This window comes from Arthrobacter sp. Y81 (genome assembly GCF_002929335.1).
Taxonomy (GTDB): Bacteria; Actinomycetota; Actinomycetes; order Actinomycetales; family Micrococcaceae; genus Arthrobacter.
This window is the reverse complement of the sequence record NZ_PJIL01000003.1, coordinates 144,014-163,092: the sequence shown is the minus strand read 5'-3', so window position 1 is coordinate 163,092 and position 19,079 is coordinate 144,014. Positions and strand designations below refer to the sequence as shown.

19 protein-coding genes are annotated in these 19,079 nt (G+C 66.6%); 18 read left to right on the top strand and 1 reads right to left on the bottom strand.

The window, feature by feature from the left end; genetic code table 11:
- Positions 1–8: 8 nt before the first annotated feature.
- From aroC to nusB, 6 genes are all read left to right on the top strand, one after another.
- On the top strand, positions 9–1,208 hold the full coding sequence (gene aroC / locus CXQ91_RS05930) for a chorismate synthase (protein ID WP_104173000.1): 1,200 nt from the start codon (positions 9–11) through the stop codon (positions 1,206–1,208).
- On the top strand, positions 1,208–1,807 hold the full coding sequence (locus tag CXQ91_RS05925) for a shikimate kinase (protein ID WP_374953629.1): 600 nt from the start codon (positions 1,208–1,210) through the stop codon (positions 1,805–1,807). Before aroC ends, CXQ91_RS05925 begins: the two co-directional genes overlap by 1 nt.
- The gene (gene aroB / locus CXQ91_RS05920; protein WP_104172999.1) at positions 1,804–2,895 is read left to right on the top strand and encodes a 3-dehydroquinate synthase; all 1,092 of its coding nucleotides are present in this window, start codon (positions 1,804–1,806) and stop codon (positions 2,893–2,895) included. Before CXQ91_RS05925 ends, aroB begins: the two co-directional genes overlap by 4 nt.
- Positions 2,896–2,909: 14 nt before the next feature.
- Positions 2,910–3,428 (top strand): lipopolysaccharide assembly protein LapB, encoded by a 519-nt coding sequence (locus tag CXQ91_RS05915; RefSeq protein WP_104173183.1) that lies wholly within the window; start codon positions 2,910–2,912, stop codon positions 3,426–3,428.
- Between the two features lie 143 nt (positions 3,429–3,571).
- Positions 3,572–4,135 carry an elongation factor P gene (gene efp, locus CXQ91_RS05910; RefSeq protein ID WP_028267136.1) on the top strand — a complete coding sequence of 188 codons (564 nt, stop codon included), beginning with the start codon at positions 3,572–3,574 and terminating at the stop codon, positions 4,133–4,135.
- Positions 4,135–4,545 carry a transcription antitermination factor NusB gene (gene nusB / locus CXQ91_RS05905; RefSeq protein ID WP_104172998.1) on the top strand — a complete coding sequence of 137 codons (411 nt, stop codon included), beginning with the start codon at positions 4,135–4,137 and terminating at the stop codon, positions 4,543–4,545. The genes efp and nusB overlap by 1 nt, the downstream gene beginning before the upstream one ends.
- 79 nt (positions 4,546–4,624) lie before the next feature.
- On the opposite strand, the gene CXQ91_RS05900 is transcribed toward nusB, so the two are convergent.
- Positions 4,625–5,905: a PrsW family intramembrane metalloprotease gene (locus CXQ91_RS05900; RefSeq protein ID WP_258073845.1), complete on the bottom strand. Its 1,281-nt coding sequence runs from the start codon at positions 5,903–5,905 to the stop codon at positions 4,625–4,627.
- A 209-nt stretch (positions 5,906–6,114) separates the two neighbouring features.
- On the opposite strand from CXQ91_RS05900, the gene pyrR reads away from it, so the two are divergent.
- From pyrR to metK, 12 genes are all read left to right on the top strand, one after another.
- Positions 6,115–6,699, top strand: a complete 585-nt coding sequence (gene pyrR, locus CXQ91_RS05895; protein ID WP_104172997.1) for a bifunctional pyr operon transcriptional regulator/uracil phosphoribosyltransferase PyrR — start codon at positions 6,115–6,117, stop codon at positions 6,697–6,699.
- On the top strand, positions 6,696–7,724 hold the full coding sequence (locus tag CXQ91_RS05890) for an aspartate carbamoyltransferase catalytic subunit (RefSeq protein ID WP_104172996.1): 1,029 nt from the start codon (positions 6,696–6,698) through the stop codon (positions 7,722–7,724). The genes pyrR and CXQ91_RS05890 overlap by 4 nt, the downstream gene beginning before the upstream one ends.
- Positions 7,724–9,094, top strand: a complete 1,371-nt coding sequence (locus CXQ91_RS05885) for a dihydroorotase (RefSeq protein ID WP_104172995.1) — start codon at positions 7,724–7,726, stop codon at positions 9,092–9,094. The genes CXQ91_RS05890 and CXQ91_RS05885 overlap by 1 nt, the downstream gene beginning before the upstream one ends.
- Positions 9,094–9,612, top strand: coding sequence for a hypothetical protein (locus CXQ91_RS05880; protein ID WP_104172994.1), 519 nt, complete (start codon positions 9,094–9,096; stop codon positions 9,610–9,612). Before CXQ91_RS05885 ends, CXQ91_RS05880 begins: the two co-directional genes overlap by 1 nt.
- Positions 9,593–10,897 carry a glutamine-hydrolyzing carbamoyl-phosphate synthase small subunit gene (gene carA / locus CXQ91_RS05875; protein ID WP_104172993.1) on the top strand — a complete coding sequence of 435 codons (1,305 nt, stop codon included), beginning with the start codon at positions 9,593–9,595 and terminating at the stop codon, positions 10,895–10,897. The genes CXQ91_RS05880 and carA overlap by 20 nt, the downstream gene beginning before the upstream one ends.
- A complete protein-coding gene (carB, locus tag CXQ91_RS05870) occupies positions 10,897–14,226 on the top strand; it encodes a carbamoyl-phosphate synthase large subunit (protein WP_104172992.1) in 3,330 nt (1,109 codons plus the stop codon). The genes carA and carB overlap by 1 nt, the downstream gene beginning before the upstream one ends.
- Positions 14,219–15,085, top strand: coding sequence for an orotidine-5'-phosphate decarboxylase (pyrF, locus tag CXQ91_RS05865; RefSeq protein WP_104172991.1), 867 nt, complete (start codon positions 14,219–14,221; stop codon positions 15,083–15,085). Before carB ends, pyrF begins: the two co-directional genes overlap by 8 nt.
- A gap of 107 nt (positions 15,086–15,192) precedes the next feature.
- A complete protein-coding gene (gene mihF / locus CXQ91_RS05860) occupies positions 15,193–15,543 on the top strand; it encodes an integration host factor, actinobacterial type (RefSeq protein WP_181038793.1) in 351 nt (116 codons plus the stop codon).
- The gene (gene gmk / locus CXQ91_RS05855) at positions 15,540–16,112 is read left to right on the top strand and encodes a guanylate kinase (RefSeq protein WP_104172989.1); all 573 of its coding nucleotides are present in this window, start codon (positions 15,540–15,542) and stop codon (positions 16,110–16,112) included. The genes mihF and gmk overlap by 4 nt, the downstream gene beginning before the upstream one ends.
- Before the next feature lie 39 nt (positions 16,113–16,151).
- Complete coding sequence (gene rpoZ, locus CXQ91_RS05850) at positions 16,152–16,412, top strand: DNA-directed RNA polymerase subunit omega (RefSeq protein ID WP_011692102.1); 261 nt, start codon at positions 16,152–16,154, stop codon at positions 16,410–16,412.
- A gap of 54 nt (positions 16,413–16,466) precedes the next feature.
- Positions 16,467–17,702 (top strand): bifunctional phosphopantothenoylcysteine decarboxylase/phosphopantothenate--cysteine ligase CoaBC, encoded by a 1,236-nt coding sequence (gene coaBC, locus CXQ91_RS05845; protein ID WP_104172988.1) that lies wholly within the window; start codon positions 16,467–16,469, stop codon positions 17,700–17,702.
- Between the two features lie 80 nt (positions 17,703–17,782).
- A complete protein-coding gene (metK, locus tag CXQ91_RS05840) occupies positions 17,783–19,018 on the top strand; it encodes a methionine adenosyltransferase (RefSeq protein WP_104172987.1) in 1,236 nt (411 codons plus the stop codon).
- The last annotated feature ends 61 nt before the right edge of the window (positions 19,019–19,079 follow it).

Genomic DNA, 19,079 nt, shown 5'->3' with positions numbered 1-19,079 from the left:
TGGATTGTATGTTGCGTTGGTTGACTGCCGGTGAATCCCATGGTCCGGCACTGGTCGGAATAATTGAAGGCGTGCCTGCCGGTGTTGAACTCACCAGCAGCCAGATCGCCGATGCCCTAGCCCGTCGGCGCCTCGGCTACGGCCGCGGGGCGCGGATGAAGTTCGAGCAGGACGTGGTGACCGTCCTCGGCGGCGTGCGCCACGGCCTCACCCAGGGGGGCCCCGTGGCCATCCAGGTGGGAAACACCGAATGGCCCAAGTGGGAGCAGATCATGGCTGCAGATCCCGTGGACCCCGACATCCTCGCCGACCAAGCGCGCAACGCACCGCTGACGCGGCCCCGTCCCGGCCACGCCGACTTCACGGGAATGCAGAAGTACGGCTTCGACGAGGCCCGCCCGGTGCTGGAGCGTGCCAGCGCCCGCGAAACCGCCACCCGTGTCGCCCTGGGCACCGTGGCGTCCCAGTACCTCAAGCAGCTGGGCATCGAACTTGTCAGCCACACAGTTTCCATCGCGAGCGTCTCCGTGCCCGAGGGACGCCCGCTGCCCGTGCCGGCCAACGTGATAGCCCTTGACGCAGATCCCCTCCGCTGCTTCGACCGGGAAACCTCGGACGCCATGGTGGCCGAGGTTGACGCCGCCCACAAGGAAGGCGAAACCCTCGGCGGTGTGGTGGAGGTCCTCGCCTACGGCCTTCCGCCCGGGCTCGGCAGCTACGTTCACTGGGACCGCCGCCTGGACTCTCGCCTTGCCGCTGCCCTGATGGGCATCCAGGCCATTAAGGGTGTGGAGGTTGGCGACGGCTTCCTCACGGCCTCCCGCCGCGGCTCCGCCGCCCATGACGAAATCGTCAAGGATTCCGACGGCCGGATCATCCGCACCAGCAACCGGGCCGGCGGCATCGAAGGCGGCATGAGCATCGGCGATGTCCTGCGCGTCCGTGCAGCGATGAAGCCCATTGCCACCGTTCCCCGCGCCCTGAAGACCATCGACGTGAGCACCGGGGAGGCCGCCAAGGCCCACCACCAGCGCTCCGACGTCTGTGCCGTCCCGGCCGCGGGCGTCGTGGCCGAGGCCATGGTGGCGCTGGTGCTCGCCGAGGCTGTGGCAGAGAAGTTCGGCGGTGATTCCGTCGCGGAGACGGCCCGCAACATCAAGGGTTACCTGGACAACATTCCGGCGTCCCTGGACTCGATCGGCCAGTAGTGCCGGTCAGCAGCAGGAACGGCGCAGCGCCACGGCGGCCCATCGCGCTGATCGGGCCCATGGCCGTGGGCAAGTCGGCAATCGGGCACCAGCTCGCGCAGCAGCTGGGGGCGGCGTTTGTCGATACCGACATCGTGATTGTGGAAAACCACGGCACCATCGCGGACATCTTCGCTGCCCGCGGCGAGACTGCGTTCCGGGAGATTGAGGCCCGGATCGTGGCCCGGGTGATCGAAGACGCCCAGCACACCAGCACCGTCATTTCGCTGGGTGGTGGGGCGGTCCTGGACTCCGGCACCCAGCAGCTGCTGGGCCGCTGCACGGTGGTCTACCTGGAGTGCGACGCCGAGACGGTGTCCGAACGCATCGCCCGGAATTCGGGCCGTCCGCTCCTCGCGGGGGATGCCATGGGCCGCTGGCGCGCATTGTTTGCCACCCGGCAACCCGTGTACGAACGGCTTGCCGATCTCGTTTTCGATGTCCGCAACGGATCCGTTGCGGACCTCGGACATCGGCTGGAAGAAGCGCTGCGTGAGTACGCGGCGGCACAGACTGCGGCGGCGGAGCCAGTGGCCGCCACAAAGGAAGTTGAAAAGTGAGTAGCGAATCAACCGTCATCAAAGTCACCGGCAAGTCTGCCGCTGACAACTACGACGTCGTTGTGGGCCGCGGCCTGCTCGAACGCCTTCCGGAGCTGCTGGGGGAGCGCGTCAAACGCGTCCTGGTCATCCACCCGCGTGCCCTGCGGCTCACCGGCGATACCGTGCGCGATGAACTGGCTTCGGCCGGCTTCACAGCGCTGACCGCCGAAATCCCGGACGCCGAGGAAGGCAAGCACATCCAGGTTGCCGCGTTCTGCTGGCAGGTCCTGGGACAGAACGACTTCACCCGGTCCGACGCCGTCGTGGCAGTCGGCGGCGGCGCCGTCACGGACCTCGCCGGGTTTGTCGCCGCGACGTGGCTTCGCGGGGTCAAGGTCATCCACATGCCCACCAGCCTGCTCGGCATGGTGGACGCATCCGTCGGCGGCAAGACCGGCATCAACACGGCCGAAGGTAAAAACCTTGTGGGCGCGTTCCACCCGCCGGCTGCCGTGCTCGCTGACCTGGACACGCTGGGCACGCTGCCGAAGAACGAGCTCATTTCGGGGATGGCGGAGGTCATCAAATGCGGGTTCATCGCCGATCCCGCCATCCTGGACCTCGTGGAAAAGGATCCTTCCGCGGTCACCGATCCGCAGTCCGCGGCCCTGCGGGAACTGATCGAACGCGCCATCGCGGTCAAGGCGGAAGTGGTGTCCGAGGACCTCAAGGAAACCGGCCGGCGCGAAATCCTCAACTACGGGCACACCCTGGGTCACGCGATCGAGCTGGTGGAACGCTACTCCTGGCGCCACGGCGCTGCCGTATCTGTAGGGATGATGTTCGCCGCGGAACTCGCCCGCAGCGTGGGGCGCCTCAGCGACGCCGACGCCGACCGTCACCGCACCATCCTGGAAACCCTCGGGCTGCCGATCACCTACCGCCGGGACCGCTGGCAGGGACTCCTCGACGGCATGCGCCGGGACAAGAAGTCCCGCGGCGACCTGCTGCGTTTCGTGGTGCTGGACGGCATTGCGCGGCCGGGGATCCTGGACGTCCCGGACACGTCCCTGCTGTTCGCCGCGTACCAGGAGATTGCCTCTTGATGATGAGCGACGTCATGATGGATTCCATGGGCGGCACAAGTGAGTGGCCGGATGCGGGCTTCCCGGGAATCAAGATCAACCCGGACACCCTGATGCCGGGAATCGTCAACGAAGAAGCCTGCAGCTCCGCGCTCCAGGCATCCTCCGATCCGGCGGACCGCATCATGGTCCTCCTGGTGGAAGGCCACGCCGCCGACGCCGCGGAGCTCCTGGCCGAGGCACGCTACAGCGACCCCGAATCCTTCCGGCTCCGCGCCTTCGAAGCGGAGGTCCTGCGGGTGTCCAAGCGCTTTGACCGGGCCGTGGACCTTTTCCGCCAACTCCTGGGCGAAGTCCAGGGAACCGAGCTGGAGGCCCTGGCGCACCAGCACCTGGGCCGGGCGTACTACGCCGGCGGCAACACCGCGGCCGCCGTTGACGAGTTCGCGAAAGCCCTGGACCTGAGGGTCGCAGGGGCTGCGGACGCCGCGCTGATCTACTCTTCCACCGTTGCGCTGCAGCGGGCACGGAACGTCTTGGAAATGGCGTCCTAGCGGCCGTCGCGCGAGCCCGCCGGCATTACCGGTAGAATGGTTCTTGGATTTTTGACAAATACTCGCTGGCGGCCTTTTGGTGTGCCTGCCTGACATAACCGGCTGGCAGCTAGAAGCAGTCAGATAGAAACCAGAGGATATCAGTGGCAACCACAAACGACATCAAGAACGGAACCGTGCTGAAGCTTGAGGGCCAGCTCTGGAACATCATCGAGTTCCAGCACGTCAAGCCGGGCAAGGGCGGCGCTTTCGTCCGCACCAAGATGCGCAACGTCATGTCCGGCAAGGTGGTCGACAAGACCTTCAACGCCGGCCTCAAGATCGAGACTGCCACGGTTGACCGCCGCGACTACCAGTACCTGTACCAGGACGGCGCTGACTTCGTGTTCATGGACACCCAGGACTTCGACCAGATCACCGTTTCCGGCGCCACGGTAGGCGACGCCACCAACTTCATGCTGGAAAACCAGATGGTCAACATCGCCATCCACGAAGGCACCCCGCTGTACATCGAACTCCCGCCGAGCGTCGTGCTCGAGATCACCTACACCGAGCCGGGCCTGCAGGGCGACCGCTCCTCGGCCGGCACCAAGCCGGCAACGCTGGAAACCGGCTACGAGATCCAGGTGCCGCTGTTCGTTGAGAACAACACCAAGGTCAAGGTCGACACCCGCGACGGCAGCTACCTTGGCCGGGTCAACGACTAGTGAGCGCCCGCGGTAAGGCCCGTAATCGGGCCCTGGATGTTCTCTTCGAGGCGGAGCAGCGCTCCCTCTCGGCTTTTGATGTGCTGCGGTCCCGCCGCGAAATAACCGACCAGATCGTCAACCCCTACACCCTCGAAATCGTCGAAGGCGTGGTGTCCCACCAGGTTGCCATCGACGAATTCCTGGAGACCTACTCGCAGGGCTGGACACTGGAACGCATGCCTTCGGTGGACCGCATCATCCTGCGCATAGGCACGTGGGAACTGCTCTACAACGACGACGTTCCCGACGGCGTGGCGGTCAGCGAGGCCGTCGCCCTTGCCAAGATGCTGTCCACGGACGAGTCGCCGTCGTTCATCAACGGCCTGCTGGGCCGGCTCCAGCAGCTGAAACCATCGCTGCTGGCTTAGCCGCAGCAGGTGCGAAGCACTGAAAGGGCCGGCGCCCGCCTCACGGCGGGCGCCGGCCCTTTCCTGCATCTGCCACGCATCAGCGCAGCACGGCGTCCCGACGGGCCACGATTTCGGCCAGCTGGCGGTGCTCGTCGAACTGGTGGGCAGGAACGTCCCGGCCGCTGAGGATCCGCTGCCGGATGAAGGCAAGCTGGGTGGCCGAGCGGAGGAATGACTTCATCTGCGGCCCCCGGCCGAACTGCTTTGCCCAGCGCACCGCGGACCGGCGGCCGCCGGCCGTTGACAGCATCTCCACTTCCGGCGGCGTGAACCATCCGGCGGCGGCATATTCCTGGAGCCGCTGCCGCGTCAGCCGGGATTCGGCAACGCGCAACAGCACAATCACGACGACGGCCAGCACGAAGATGGGCACCTGCACCACGATGTACTGGACCAGGAAGTCCTGTCCCATGCTGTTCCACATGCTGTGCAGGAACATCGCCGGCGCGAGGCCGACGAAGAACGCCACGACGAACATTCCCGTGTGCCAGCGGCGGGCCGCCAAACCGAGGATGAGCCCGGTGGTTCCGGTGAAAATGGCGTGTGCAAACGGGGACATCACGCCCCGCAGGAAGAACACCATCGCCAGGTCGGCGCCCGGCGTGCTGGATTCGGCGATGGCCCGCCCGAAGTACAGGATGTTTTCCGTGAAGGCGAAGCCGCCGGCAATGGTGAAAGCGAACACCACGCCGTCCACGGGACCGTCAAAGTGCTTCCGCGCGAAGACCAGGAGCAGCAGCAGGCCCAAGGACTTGGCGACTTCCTCTACCACCGGGGCCTGCACGGTCACGGCAAAGGTCCGGTAGTCCATGCCGACCGGCGGTGCTGCCGCCAGTGCGAAGAACGGCTGGATCAGCAGCGTGACGGAAATGGACACGGCGGCGCCCCAGAGGAAGGCAAACAGCAGCAGCCGCTTGGGCTCGGGCTCCCAGCGGTCGATGACGTAGACGGCCAGCAGCACGGCGCTGAGCGGAATAAGGGAGGCGATGAAACCGATCACGAATCCGGTGATTCCCGTGTTGCCCACGAGGTAGGGGAGGACCAGGAAGAGGCTGGCGAAGGCAAGGAAGCCCCCGCCGCCTACAAGCCCCATGACCCCCGCACCCGTCCGGTTGCCTGCGACTGCGGCCGGCATCACCGTGTGGGCGGCGGGTGCAAAGGTGTTGGCGGGTGCCGCACGGTAGTGATCGGGCCGGACCTGGCCCATCCACGTGGGATTGGCCTGCCGGGGCAGGGGCTGTCCGGGCCATGGGGGCTGCTGCCTGTAGCGTTGACCGCCGGGGGGATCGTGCGGCGGCCAAGGCTCGTTCGATGTCATGGCACTGAGCCTATGTCGCCGGCGCCGCCGCTTCCAAGGCGGCACTCCTGCCGAAGCGGCGGGTCCTCACCGGCCCACGGGTGTGATGTTAAACGCCTTCCATGCCCCGGGCGGGCGGGCCGGGCGGGGATGCTGCGTGTGGTAATTTTGAAGAGCAAATGTTCCTTTTTTAATTCCGTCCCGTGAGGCGGGGAAAGGGGAGACGAGCGTTGACTTCAGTCACAGAAGCACCGGTTCCGGCCAGGGTTGTGCTCAACTCTGCGGACATTGACCGTGCACTCACTCGTATCGCCCATGAGATCCTCGAGGCCAACAAGGGTTCCCAGGATCTGGTGCTGCTCGGCATTCCGCGCCGCGGCTACCCGCTGGCAGTCCGACTGGCCAAGAAAATCGCCGCCGCCGATCCCACCGTGGACGCCGCCGCCATCGTCGGCCAGCTGGACGTCACCATGTTCCGGGACGATCTCTCGCACCAGCCCACGCGGCCCCCGTATCCCACGCAGCTGCCGCGTACCGGCATCGACAACAAGGTCGTCGTTTTGATCGATGACGTCCTCTACTCCGGCAGGACCATCCGCGCGGCGCTCGATGCCATCGTGGACCTCGGCCGCCCGCGCATCGTCCGGCTCGCCGTCATGATCGACCGCGGCCACCGCGAACTGCCCATCCGCGCCGACCACGTCGGCAAGAACCTCCCCACCTCATCCTCCGAAAAGGTCCGGGTCCGGCTCGAAGAGACCGACTCCGTTGACGGAGCTCCGGTCAACGAAGTGGTCATTGAGGCAGGCGCATGAAGCACCTGCTCTCCACCGAAGACCTCAGCCTGGGCAACGCCATCCGCATCCTCGACACCGCCGAGGAAATGGCGGCAGTGGGGGACCGTGAAGTCAAAAAGCTTCCCGCCCTGCGCGGACGCACGGTCGTGAACCTGTTCTTCGAGGATTCCACCCGCACCCGGATCTCCTTTGAAGCGGCGGCCAAGCGGCTGTCCGCCGACGTCATCAACTTCGCCGCCAAGGGATCCTCCGTCTCCAAGGGCGAGTCCCTCAAGGACACGGCCCAAACGCTGGCCGCCATGGGGGCCGACGCCGTCGTCATCCGCCACTGGGCCTCCGGTGCGCCGCACCGGCTGGCAGCCACGGACTGGATCGATGCCGCCGTCATCAACGCCGGCGACGGCACCCACGAACACCCCACCCAGGCGCTGCTGGACGCCTTCACCATGCGCCGGCACTGGGCCAGGCTCCACGGGACACCGTCCGCGGGGGCGGACCTGAAAGGGATGCGCGTCGCCATCGCCGGCGACGTCCTGCACTCCCGCGTGGCGCGCTCGAACGTCTGGCTGCTCCGTACGCTCGGCGCGGAGGTCACGCTGGTGGCGCCGCCCACCCTGCTGCCCATCGGCGTCGGACAATGGCCCTGCAGCGTCAGCTACGACATGGACGAGACCCTGGCAAAGGGCGTCGACGCCGTCATGATGTTGCGCGTCCAGGGCGAACGGATGAACGCATCCTTCTTCCCCACGACCCGCGAATACTCCCGCCGCTGGGGCTTCGACGACAACCGCCTCCGTGCCCTGGACGAGCTGGGCCTGAAGGACACCATTATCATGCACCCCGGCCCCATGAACCGCGGGCTCGAAATTTCCTCGGCGGCCGCGGACTCACCCCGGTCCACCGTCCTGGCACAGGTGCGGAACGGCGTGTCCGTCCGGATGGCCGCACTGTACCTGCTGCTTTCCGGGGACACCCGCGAACCAGCCGCAACCCCCACCGCCGCCAACTCCAACGCCGCCTATTCCACCAAGGAGAGCCACTGATGGCACACGAACAACAGGACGCAGCCAACACCGGGGCCTACCTCATCCGCGGCGCAGCCATCCTCGGCGGAGCGGCCGAAGACCTCCTGATCCGCGACGGCATCATCGCCGAACGGGGCAAGGGCCTGGCAGCAGACGGAGCCACCGTCATCGAGGCCGCCGGCCTGGTAGCGCTGCCCGGCATGGTGGACATCCACACGCACCTCCGCGAGCCCGGACGGGAAGACGCCGAAACAGTGGAAACCGGCACGCGCGCCGCCGCGCTTGGCGGCTACACGGCCGTGCACGCCATGGCCAACAGCAATCCCGTTGCGGACACCGCAGGCGTGGTGGAACAGGTCCACACCCTGGGACGCGCCGCAGGCTGGGTGGACGTCCGCCCCGTCGGCGCCGTGACCGTGGGCCTCGCCGGCGAGCAGCTGGCCGAGCTCGGCGCCATGGCTGATTCCCGTGCCAAGGTCCGGGTCTTCTCCGACGACGGCATCTGCGTCCACGACCCCGTGATCATGCGCCGTGCGCTGGAATATGTGAAGGCGTTCGACGGCGTCGTGGCCCAGCATGCGCAGGAACCCCGGCTCACCGCCGGCGCCCAGATGAACGAAGGCGACGTCTCGGCTGTGCTGGGCCTGACTGGCTGGCCGGCCGTGGCCGAGGAAAGCATCATTGCCCGGGACGTCCTGCTGGCCCAGCACGTCGGCTCCAGGCTCCACGTCTGCCACGTCTCCACGGCAGGATCAGTGGAAATCATCCGCTGGGCCAAGGCACGGGGGATTAACGTCACCGCCGAAGTGACGCCGCACCACCTGCTGCTCACCGACGAACTGGTCCGCAGCTACGACCCCGTCTACAAGGTCAACCCGCCGCTGCGCACGGACTCCGACGTCCAGGCGCTGCGTGCCGCCCTGGCGGACGGCACCATCGACGTCGTCGGCACGGACCACGCCCCGCACCCCAGCGAACACAAGGAATGCGAATGGGCGCAGGCGGCCATGGGCATGACCGGCCTGGAAACGGCCCTGTCCGTCGTGCAGGACACCATGATCGAAACCGGCCTGATGGGGTGGGAGGACTTCGCCCGCGTCACGTCCACCGTTCCCGCCGCGATCGGCCGGGTGGCGGACCAGGGGCGTCCGCTGGAGGCAGGCGAACCCGCCAACGTCACACTGGTGGATCCGGCTGCGCGCTGGACCGTGGACCCTTCTAAGATGGCAACCATGGGCCGTAACTCTCCGTTCGCCGGCAGGGAACTTCCGGGCAAGGTCGTGGCGACATTCTTCAAGGGCCACCCCACGGTCCTCGACGGACACCTCAACACCCCATACAGGTACCCGGCCGATACGCCTGCTGCCGCCCCGGCCGGCGGGTACTGATGGACAAGGTCGTTGCCGGATTCGCCACAGTGGCGGTCATCGGCGTCCTGTTCGTGATGCTGGGCACCGGCTGGAGGAACCGCCTGCGGCGCCAGTCCGACGTCGAACAGCTGCCCGCCGTTCCCGCGGAACTGGGCCTGCCGCTGGCCGCAGCAGAGGGCCAGTACGTCGCCACCACCACGGCCGGCGACTGGCTGGACCGCATCGCCGTCCAGGGCCTCGGCATCCGCACCAACGCTGAGCTCACCGTCCACCCGGAAGGCGTGCTGTTCGAACGATCCGGAGCGGCGCCCGTCTTCATCCCGGCAGCGAAACTCACCGGAGTCCGCCAGGACAGCGGCATGGCCGGGAAATTCGTCGAAAAAGACGGACTCCTGGTGGTCAGCTGGACACTGGGAAGCCGCGAACTGGACACCGGGTTCCGGTCCAGGCGCGCAGACGACAAGCCGGCCCTCCTCGAAGCATTTCAAGAATTGATCTCCGCAGCCCCTCAGGCAGATGCCGATAGTGGAAAGTAACAACGTGACAGAGACAGAAGTGACAGCAAACACAGGTACCGCACCTGAAACGGAAATTTCCACGCCCGCGGTGCTGGTGCTCGAGGATGGCCGCATCTTCCGGGGCCGCAGCTACGGCGCCACCGGAACCGCCCTGGGCGAGGCAGTCTTCGCCACCGGCATGACCGGCTACCAGGAGACCATCACGGACCCGTCCTACGCCCACCAGCTGGTGGTCCAGACGGCACCGCACATCGGCAACACCGGAGTGAACGCCGACGACGCCGAGTCCCGCCGCATCTGGGTGGCCGGCTACATTGTCCGCGACGCCGCGCGCCGGCCCTCCAACTGGCGTTCGGAACGGTCCCTTGACTCCGAACTCGTGGAACAGGGCATCGTCGGCATCCAGGGCGTAGACACCCGTGCCATCACCCGCCACCTGCGCGAACACAAGACCATGCGCGCCGGGATCTTCTCCGGCGAGGCCGCCCGTGCCACCGACAAGGAACTGGTGGACACGGTACTGGCCAGCGCGCCGATGGAGGGTGCCCGCCTCGCCGAGGAAGTCAGCGTGGACGAGTCCTACATCGTGGAGCCCAAGGACTGGGGCTGGGACGGCGAGCCGCTGTTCAGCATCGCCGCGATCGACCTCGGCATCAAGCGGATGACCCCCATCCGCTTCGCCGAACGCGGCGTCCGCGTCCACGTCCTGCCCGCGACGGCTACCCTGGCGGACGTCCAGGCAGTCAACCCGGACGGCTTCTTTATGTCCAACGGACCGGGCGACCCCGCCACGGCCGACAACCAGGTCAAGCTGCTTCGCTCGGTGCTGGACGAGAAGCTGCCGTACTTCGGCATCTGCTTCGGCAACCAGATCCTGGGCCGCGCCCTGGGCTTCGGCACCTACAAGCTCCGCTACGGTCACCGCGGCATCAACCAGCCCGTGATGGACCGCCGCACCGGCAAGGTGGAAATCACCTCGCAGAACCACGGCTTCGCCGTGGACGCCCCGCTCGACGGCGCCACCCAGGCTCCCGAGGAGCGTTACGGCCGCGTCGAGGTCAGCCACGTCAGCCTCAACGACGATGTCGTGGAGGGCCTCTCCTGCCTGGACATCCCGGCCTTCTCGGTGCAGTACCACCCGGAAGCCGCCTCCGGACCGCACGACGCCGCCTACCTTTTCGACCGCTTCATCGAGCTGATGGCGGACACGAAAAAGGCGGCCAAGTCTCCCACGGCTGTGTCGCCAACGGCTGCGGCCGAGACTAAGCCTTCCACCGATTCCAAGACTGAGGACAAGAAGTAATGCCCAAGAGAACTGACCTTAAGAGCGTCCTGGTCATCGGTTCCGGCCCCATCGTGATCGGCCAGGCCGCCGAGTTCGACTACTCCGGCACCCAGGCTCTCCGCGTCCTCAAGGAGGAAGGCCTGCGCGTTATCCTGGTCAACTCCAACCCGGCCACCATCATGACGGACCCCGAGTTCGCCGATGCCACCTATGTTGAGCCCATCACCCCCGAGGTGGTGGAGAAGATCATCGCCAAGGAACGCCCCGACGCGCTCCTGCCCACCCTGGGCGGCCAGACGGCCCTCAACACCGCCATCGCGCTGGACAAGAACGGCGTGCTGGAAAAGTACAACGTGGAACTGATCGGCGCGAACATCGCAGCGATCGAACTCGGCGAAGACCGCGAAAAGTTCAAGGGCGTCGTGGAACGCTGCGGCGCGGAGTCCGCCCGCAGCCACATCATCCACACCATTGACGGGGCCCTCGCCGCAGCCGAAGACCTCGGCTACCCCATGGTGGTGCGGCCCTCCTTCACCATGGGCGGCCTCGGCTCCGGCCTCGCCTACGACGAAGCCGACCTCCGCCGGATCGTCGGCCAGGGCCTGCAGTACAGCCCCACCAGCGAGGTGCTGCTCGAAGAGAGCATCCTCGGCTGGAAGGAATACGAGCTCGAGATGATGCGGGACAAGAACGACAACGTGGTTGTTGTCTGTTCCATCGAGAACTTCGACCCCGTGGGCGTGCACACCGGCGACTCCATCACGGTGGCCCCCGCCCTGACCCTGACGGACCGCGAATACCAGCGCCTGCGCGACATCTCCATCGCGGTCATCCGCGAAGTGGGCGTGGACACCGGCGGCTGCAACATCCAGTTCGCCGTCGAACCGGACACCGGACGCGTCGTCGTCATCGAGATGAACCCGCGCGTCTCCCGGTCCTCGGCGCTTGCTTCCAAGGCCACCGGCTTCGCCATTGCCAAGATCGCCACCAAGCTCTCCCTCGGCTACACGCTGGACGAGATCCCGAACGACATCACGCAGAAGACCCCGGCGTCCTTCGAGCCGACCCTGGACTACGTCGTGGTCAAGGTTCCGCGCTTTGCCTTCGAGAAATTCCCGGCGGCGGACCCCACCCTGACCACCACCATGAAGTCCGTGGGCGAGGCCATGGCCATGGGCCGCAACTTCACCGAGGCACTCCAGAAGGCGCTGCGCTCCCTGGAACAGAAGGGCTCGCAGCTGGACTTCAGCCACGTTCCCGAATGGGAAGTCGCCGAGCTGATCGAAAAGTCCAAGCGGCCCACCACCGAACGCCTGCACCAGGTGCAGCGCGCCCTCCTCGGCGGCGCCACGGTGGAGCAGCTCTTCGAGGCCACCAAGATCGACCCGTGGTACCTGGACCAGCTCCAGCTGCTCAACGAGATCTCGCAGGAGATCCGCAAGTCCACCGCCCTGACCCAGGAAATGCTGCAGCGCGCCAAGCGCCACGGCTTCTCCGACGAGCAGATCGGCGCCCTCACCAACAACCAGGAAGCCGTGGTCCGCGGCGTCCGCCAGGCCCTGGGCATCCGTCCGGTCTACAAGACCGTGGACACCTGCGCTGCCGAGTTCGCCGCCTACACCCCATACCACTACTCGTCCTATGACGAAGAGGACGAGGTGGCGCTGCACGCCAAGCCGTCCATCATCATCCTGGGTTCCGGCCCGAACCGCATCGGCCAGGGCATCGAGTTCGACTACTCCTGCGTGCACGCGTCGATGGCCCTCCGCAAGGCCGGCTACGAGACCGTCATGGTCAACTGCAACCCGGAAACCGTCTCCACCGACTACGACGTCTCCACGCGCCTCTACTTCGAGCCGCTGACCCTTGAGGACGTGCTCGAAGTCATCGCGGCGGAGGAGCGCACCGGCGGCGTCATGGGCGTGTTCGTCCAGCTCGGCGGCCAGACCCCCCTCAAGCTCGCGCAGCAGCTCGCCGACGCCGGCGTGCCGATCCTTGGCACGTCACCGGAAGCGATCGACCTCGCCGAACACCGCGGCGCGTTCTCCCGCGTGCTGGACGAGGCCGGGCTGATCTCGCCCAAGAACGGCACCGCCGTGTCCTTCGAGGACGCCAAGAAGATCGCCGACGAAATCGGCTACCCCGTCCTGGTGCGGCCGTCCTACGTGCTGGGCGGACGCGGCATGGAGATCGTCTACGACGAGCCCAACCTCTCCCGCTACATCGCCAACGCGACGGAAATCACCACCGAACACCCGGTGCTGATCGACCGGTTCCTGGAGGACGCCGTCGAGATCGACGTCGACGCCCTCTACGACGGAACCGAGATGTACCTCGGCGGCATCATGGAGCACATCGAAGAGGCCGGCATCCACTCCGGCGACTCCGCATGCGTGCTGCCTCCGATCACGCTCGGCAACAACGTGATCGAGCGCGTACGGACCGCCACCCTGGCCATCGCCGAAGGCGTGGGCGTCCGCGGCCTCATCAACATCCAGTTCGCCCTGGCCTCCGACGTCCTGTACGTCCTCGAAGCCAACCCGCGGGCCTCCCGTACCGTGCCCTTCGTCTCCAAGGCCACGGGCGTCCAGATGGCCAAGGCGGCTGCCCTGATCGGCACCGGCGTGACCATCAACCAGCTCCGTAGCGCCTACAAGATGCTGCCGGAAACCGGTGACGGCTCCACCCTGCCGTTCGACGCCCCCGTCTCGGTCAAGGAAGCCGTGCTCCCGTTCAGCCGCTTCCGCACCCCGGAGGGCAAGGTTGTGGACTCGCTCCTCGGCCCGGAAATGCGCTCCACCGGCGAGGTCATGGGCATCGACAAGCACTTCGACACGGCGTTCGCCAAGAGCCAGGCGGCCGCCAACAACGCGCTGCCCACCGAAGGCAAGATCTTCGTCTCCGTGGCCAACCGGGACAAGCGCTCGGTGATCATGGGTGTGAAGCGCCTCTCCGACCTCGGCTTCGAGATCGTCTCCACCGGCGGCACCGCCGACGTCCTGCGCCGCAACGGCATCCAGGCCACCCCGGTCCGGAAGGTCGCCGAGGGCAGCAGCGCCGAAGGCGAAGGCACCATCGCCGACCTCATCATCGCCGGCGAGATCGACATGGTCTTCAACACGCCCTCCGGCGGCGAAGCCCGCATCGACGGCTACGAGCTGCGCGCCGCAGCCACCTCGATCGGCATCCCGTGCATCACCACGGTGGCTGAGTTCAATGCCGCCGTCCAGGCCATCGAAGCGCTGCGCACGTACGAATGGTCCGTGACCAGCCTGCAGGAGCACGCCGCTGCGCTGGCGGCCTCGCAAAACAGGGCCGCCCAGGAAGCAGCAGCGCAGCATGCCTGAGCCGGAAGCTGCAGCAACGGCCGGCCGGGAGTCCTTCGGCTCCCGGCTCGGCCAGGCCATGGCGGATCGCGGTCCGCTCTGCGTCGGGATCGATCCGCACCCCGCGCTCCTGAAGGCATGGGGACTGAACGACGACGCCGCCGGCCTCGAGCGCTTCTCGCTCACCGTCGTTGAGGCAGTGGGTTCGCTCGCTGCCGCCGTGAAGCCGCAGGTGGCTTTGTACGAACGGCACGGTTCTGCGGGTATGGCGGTGCTGGAACGCACCCTCGCAGCCGCCGCTGATGCCGGCGTGCTGACCATCGCGGACGCCAAACGCGGTGACATCGGCTCCACCATGGCCGCCTACGCCGATGCCTGGCTCCGGGACGGCTCGTCCCTGGCAGCGGATTCGGTCACCTTGAGCCCGTATCTTGGCTTCGAGTCCCTGCGCCCCGCGCTGGACCTTGCGGCGGACTACGGCCGCGGCGTGTTCGTCCTAGCCTTGACGTCCAACCCGGAAGGCGCCTCCGTCCAGCACGTGGGCGGCGCTGATTCGGTGGCCCGCAGGATCACCGAGGCGGCAGCTGTGGAGAACCGCCGGTATGCGGGAACCTTCGGCTCGGTCGGCCTCGTGGTGGGCGCCACCGTGGGCGGGGCGCTGCAGGACCTGCAGCTTGACCTGGAGGCCGTGCGGGGAATCATCCTCGCACCCGGGCTCGGTGCACAGGGCGCCACGGCCGCGGACCTGCGGGCAACGTTCGGTGCCGCCTATTCGCAGGTTCTTGGAACCTCGAGCAGGGACATCCTCTCAGCCGGTCCGGCCGTCGGCGGGCTCCGCGAGGCCGCACTGCGTACCTTGGAACCGCTGCTGACCAGCTGATCCGTTGATTTCGGCGCCATTGATTTCTGCGACGGGCAAAGGGTAGGTTCAGGGGGAATCCAACGGCCGATGCCTTGGATCCGACTGACGATTCGGGGGTGACGGAAGTGAGCTTACGGCCCTTGACCGAGCAGGAACGCGCGGAAGCCCTGGGCAGGGCGGCAGCGGCACGGGCAGCCCGGGCGGAGGCCAAGGAACAGCTGAAGTCGGGATCGCTCTCCGTGGCTGATCTCATCATTTCCGGCGACGGCGATTCCGCCCTGGCACGAATGAAGGTCTCCGAGATGCTCGAGGCCCTGCCCGGCATTGGCCGCGTCAGGGCGGCCGCCATCATGGATGAGCTGGGCATTGCCGCGTCCCGCAGGCTGCGGGGGCTCGGCATTCACCAGCGCCGGGCGCTGGTAGATTTTATGAACGAGAAACAGGTCCATCCGAATACCGCACAAAGGAATATGTGAGCAAGAAACCGGGACTGACAGTCCTCGCCGGCCCGACGGCTGTTGGCAAAGGCACCGTGTCCACCTACATCCGGGACAACTACCCCGAAGTCTGGCTTTCCGTCTCAGCCACCACGCGTCCGCCGCGCCCGGGGGAGCAGGACGGGGTGCACTACTTCTTCAAGTCGGCCGACGAATTCGACGCGCTCGTGGCCGGCGGGGAGCTGCTGGAGTGGGCCGTGGTCCATGGCCGCAACCGCTACGGCACGCTCCGCAGCACCGTGGACGCCGCCATTGCCGATGGCCGGTCAGTGCTGCTGGAGATCGATCTGCAGGGCGCGCGCCAGGTTAAGCAGGCCGTTCCGGAGGCCCAGTTCGTCTTCCTTGCTCCTCCCAGCTGGGAGGAAATGGTCCGCCGCCTCGTGGGCCGCGGCACGGAAACGGCCGAGGAACAGCAGCAGAGACTGGAAACCGCTAAACTAGAACTTGCCGCTGAGCCGGAGTTCGATCACACCGTCATCAATGATGACGTTCGACGCGCAGCGGACGAGCTTGTTTCACTCATGGGGCTGACCCCGCACCCGCATTAGCAGCTGGGTCGGATCGGCCCGCTAGAATTTGGAGAATTCGTGTCCACGAACCTTGAAGGCATCATCAACCCGCCGATCGACGAACTGCTGAAGGCAGCTGATTCCAAGTACGGCCTGGTGATCTTCGGTGCCAAGCGTGCACGTCAGATCAACGCATACTACGCCCAGCTGCACGAGGGCCTGTTCGAATACGTGGGCCCGCTGGTCGACACCAAGCTGAACGAGAAGTCGCTTTCCATCGCCCTGCGCGAGATCAACGAAGGCAAGCTCGTTTCCACGCCGATCGAACCTGCAGAGTAGAACTCTTCAGCCCAGATCTCATCAGACTACAGACTGCCTGTTGACGGAGGTCACGTGCGCATAGTCCTCGGAGTCGGGGGAGGGATTGCCGCCTACAAGGTGGCATCGCTCCTCCGGCTTTTTACTGAAGCCGGCCATAACGTCACGGTCATTCCCACAGAGGCGGCCAACCGCTTCGTCGGAGTGGCGACCTGGGAAGCACTGTCCGGAAACCCGGTCAGCAACAGCGTCTTTGACGATGTCCCCTCGGTCAACCACGTACGCCTGGGCCATGAAGCGGACCTCATCGTCGTGGCTCCGGCCACCGCTGATCTCCTGGCACGGGCCGCCGGCGGGCACGCCGACGACCTCCTGACCAACACGCTGCTGATGGCCAGCGGTCCCGTGCTGATGGCTCCGGCCATGCACACCGAAATGTGGCTGCACGCCGCGACCCAGGCCAACGTGGAGACGCTGCGCAACCGTGGCGTGACGGTCCTCGAACCCGCAAGCGGGCGGCTCACCGGTTCCGATTCAGGTCCCGGCCGGCTGCCCGAGCCGGAGGCCATTTTTGACGCGGCCCTTGCCCTGATGCAGGACGGCGGTGTTCCCGCGCAGCTGCCGCTGGCCGGCCGGACAGTCACCATCAGTGCAGGCGGCACGCGTGAGCCGCTTGACCCGGTCCGGTTCCTCGGCAACCGCTCCTCCGGGAAGCAGGGCGTTGCCCTGGCCGTGGCCGCCCGCAACGCGGGCGCCAGCGTCCGGCTGATCGCCGCCCACATGGAAGTACCGGTACCCGCCGGCGTCGAGGTGGTCCAGGTGGAAACAGCGGTGCAGCTTCGCGAAGCTGCGCTGCGCGCGGCCGCCGACTCCGACGTCGTGGTCATGGCCGCCGCCGTGGCGGACTTCCGTCCCGCCGAGGTTTCGGACACCAAGATCAAGAAGCGGGACGACACAGCCGATCCGGTCATCAGCCTGCTGCGGAACCCTGACATCCTGCAGGAGCTCGTGGAGGTCCGGGCAGCGAACAGGCCGGGGCAGCTGATCGTGGGGTTCGCGGCCGAAACCGGCGACGCCCACGGCGATGTGCTCGCCTACGCCGAGGCCAAACTGCGTCGGAAGGGGTGCGACCTGCTGGTGGTGAACCATGTCGGTGAGGGCCTGGTGTTTGGGCAGGACCACAACTCCGTGGTCATCCTTTCCCGCTCCGGCTCCGAACCACAGGCAGCGTCCGGTTCGAAGGATGATGTTGCGGCCGCCGTCATTGACCGCATCAGCTCCGAGCTGAGCCGCGTTTTTCCACGATCCTGAACAGCCGGCGTGTGCAAGGCCTCCTTAGCAGGGGGACACATGCTGAGGCATGACCGAATCCCAACCAGTAAGGTAGTTGAGTGACTTTACCGCTGCACATTCCCGCATCCCACGGCGCGACGCCGCCGTCCCTTCGTCTTTTCACGTCGGAGTCCGTGACTGAAGGCCATCCGGACAAGATCTGCGACCAGATCAGCGATGCGATCCTGGATGCCCTGCTGGCGAAGGACCCCGAGTCCCGCGTGGCCGTCGAGACCCTGGCCACCACCGGGCTGGTGCACGTAGCGGGCGAAGTCACCACCGACGCTTACGTTGAGATCCCGCAGATCGTGCGCGAAACCATCCTGGGGATCGGCTACGACTCCTCGGCGAACGGGTTCGACGGTGCCCGCTGCGGCGTCTCCGTATCCATCGGCCAGCAGTCCAACGACATCGCCGGCGGTGTGTTCAATTCCCTGGAGGCCCGCGAAGGACGCCAGGAAGACGACTACGATCTCCAGGGAGCCGGCGACCAGGGGCTCATGTTCGGCTACGCCAGCGACGAGACGCCGTCCTACATGCCCGTCCCGATCTGGATTGCGCACCGTCTTTCCGAACGCCTCACCGAAGTCCGCAAGAACGGCGAGCTTGCCTACCTCCGCCCGGACGGCAAGACGCAGGCCACGATCGGCTACGACCGTGACCGGCCTGTTTCCGTCGAAACCATCGTGATCTCCAGCCAGCACGCGGAAGGCGCCAGCCTCGAGCAGTTGCGCGCTGACCTCGCCACGCACGTGATCGATCCCGTGCTGGCGGCAGCCAACCTCGACATCTCCCGCACGCGCAACATCCTCAACCCGGCCGGTGCGTTCGTGATCGGGGGCCCCGTCGGCGACGCCGGACTGACCGGCCGCAAGATCATCGTGGACACTTACGGCGGCATGGCGCGCCACGGCGGCGGTGCTTTCTCCGGCAAGGACCCGTCCAAGGTTGACCGCTCCGCGGCGTACGCGATGCGCTGGGTGGCCAAGAACGTGGTTGCCGCGGGACTCGCCAAGCGGGCCGAGATTCAGATCGCCTACGCCATCGGCCAGGCTCGGCCCGTGGGCACCTACGTGGAGACCTTTGGCACGGAAACCGTGGATCCCGATCGCATCAGCCAGGCGATTGCCGAGATCTTCGACCTGCGTCCGCGGGCCATCATCGACGCGCTGGACCTCAAGCGGCCCATCTACGCCAAGACCGCGGCGCATGGACACTTCGGCCGCGACGATCCCGACTTCACCTGGGAGCGGCTGGACCGGGTGGACGAGCTCAAGGCCTTCTTCAACGCCTGAGAAGCACCGCCCGTCCGCAAACCTAATGCCGGTTGGCCACGAAGGCGTACGTCGCCGGAAT

Bases quoted from the DNA above. Each gene is read 5' to 3' on its own strand.
- CXQ91_RS05880 (WP_104172994.1), top strand. From the start codon at position 9,094: ATGGACAAGGTCGTTGCCGGATTCGCCACAGTGGCGGTCATCGGCGTC.
- CXQ91_RS05915 (WP_104173183.1), top strand. From the start codon at position 2,910: ATGATGGATTCCATGGGCGGCACAAGTGAGTGGCCGGATGCGGGCTTC.
- CXQ91_RS05885 (WP_104172995.1), top strand. From the start codon at position 7,724: ATGGCACACGAACAACAGGACGCAGCCAACACCGGGGCCTACCTCATC.
- aroC (WP_104173000.1), top strand. From the start codon at position 9: ATGTTGCGTTGGTTGACTGCCGGTGAATCCCATGGTCCGGCACTGGTC.
- carB (WP_104172992.1), top strand. From the start codon at position 10,897: ATGCCCAAGAGAACTGACCTTAAGAGCGTCCTGGTCATCGGTTCCGGC.
- carA (WP_104172993.1), top strand. From the start codon at position 9,593: ATGCCGATAGTGGAAAGTAACAACGTGACAGAGACAGAAGTGACAGCA.
- pyrF (WP_104172991.1), top strand. From the start codon at position 14,219: ATGCCTGAGCCGGAAGCTGCAGCAACGGCCGGCCGGGAGTCCTTCGGC.
- CXQ91_RS05900 (WP_258073845.1), bottom strand. From the start codon at position 5,905: ATGACATCGAACGAGCCTTGGCCGCCGCACGATCCCCCCGGCGGTCAA.
- CXQ91_RS05890 (WP_104172996.1), top strand. From the start codon at position 6,696: ATGAAGCACCTGCTCTCCACCGAAGACCTCAGCCTGGGCAACGCCATC.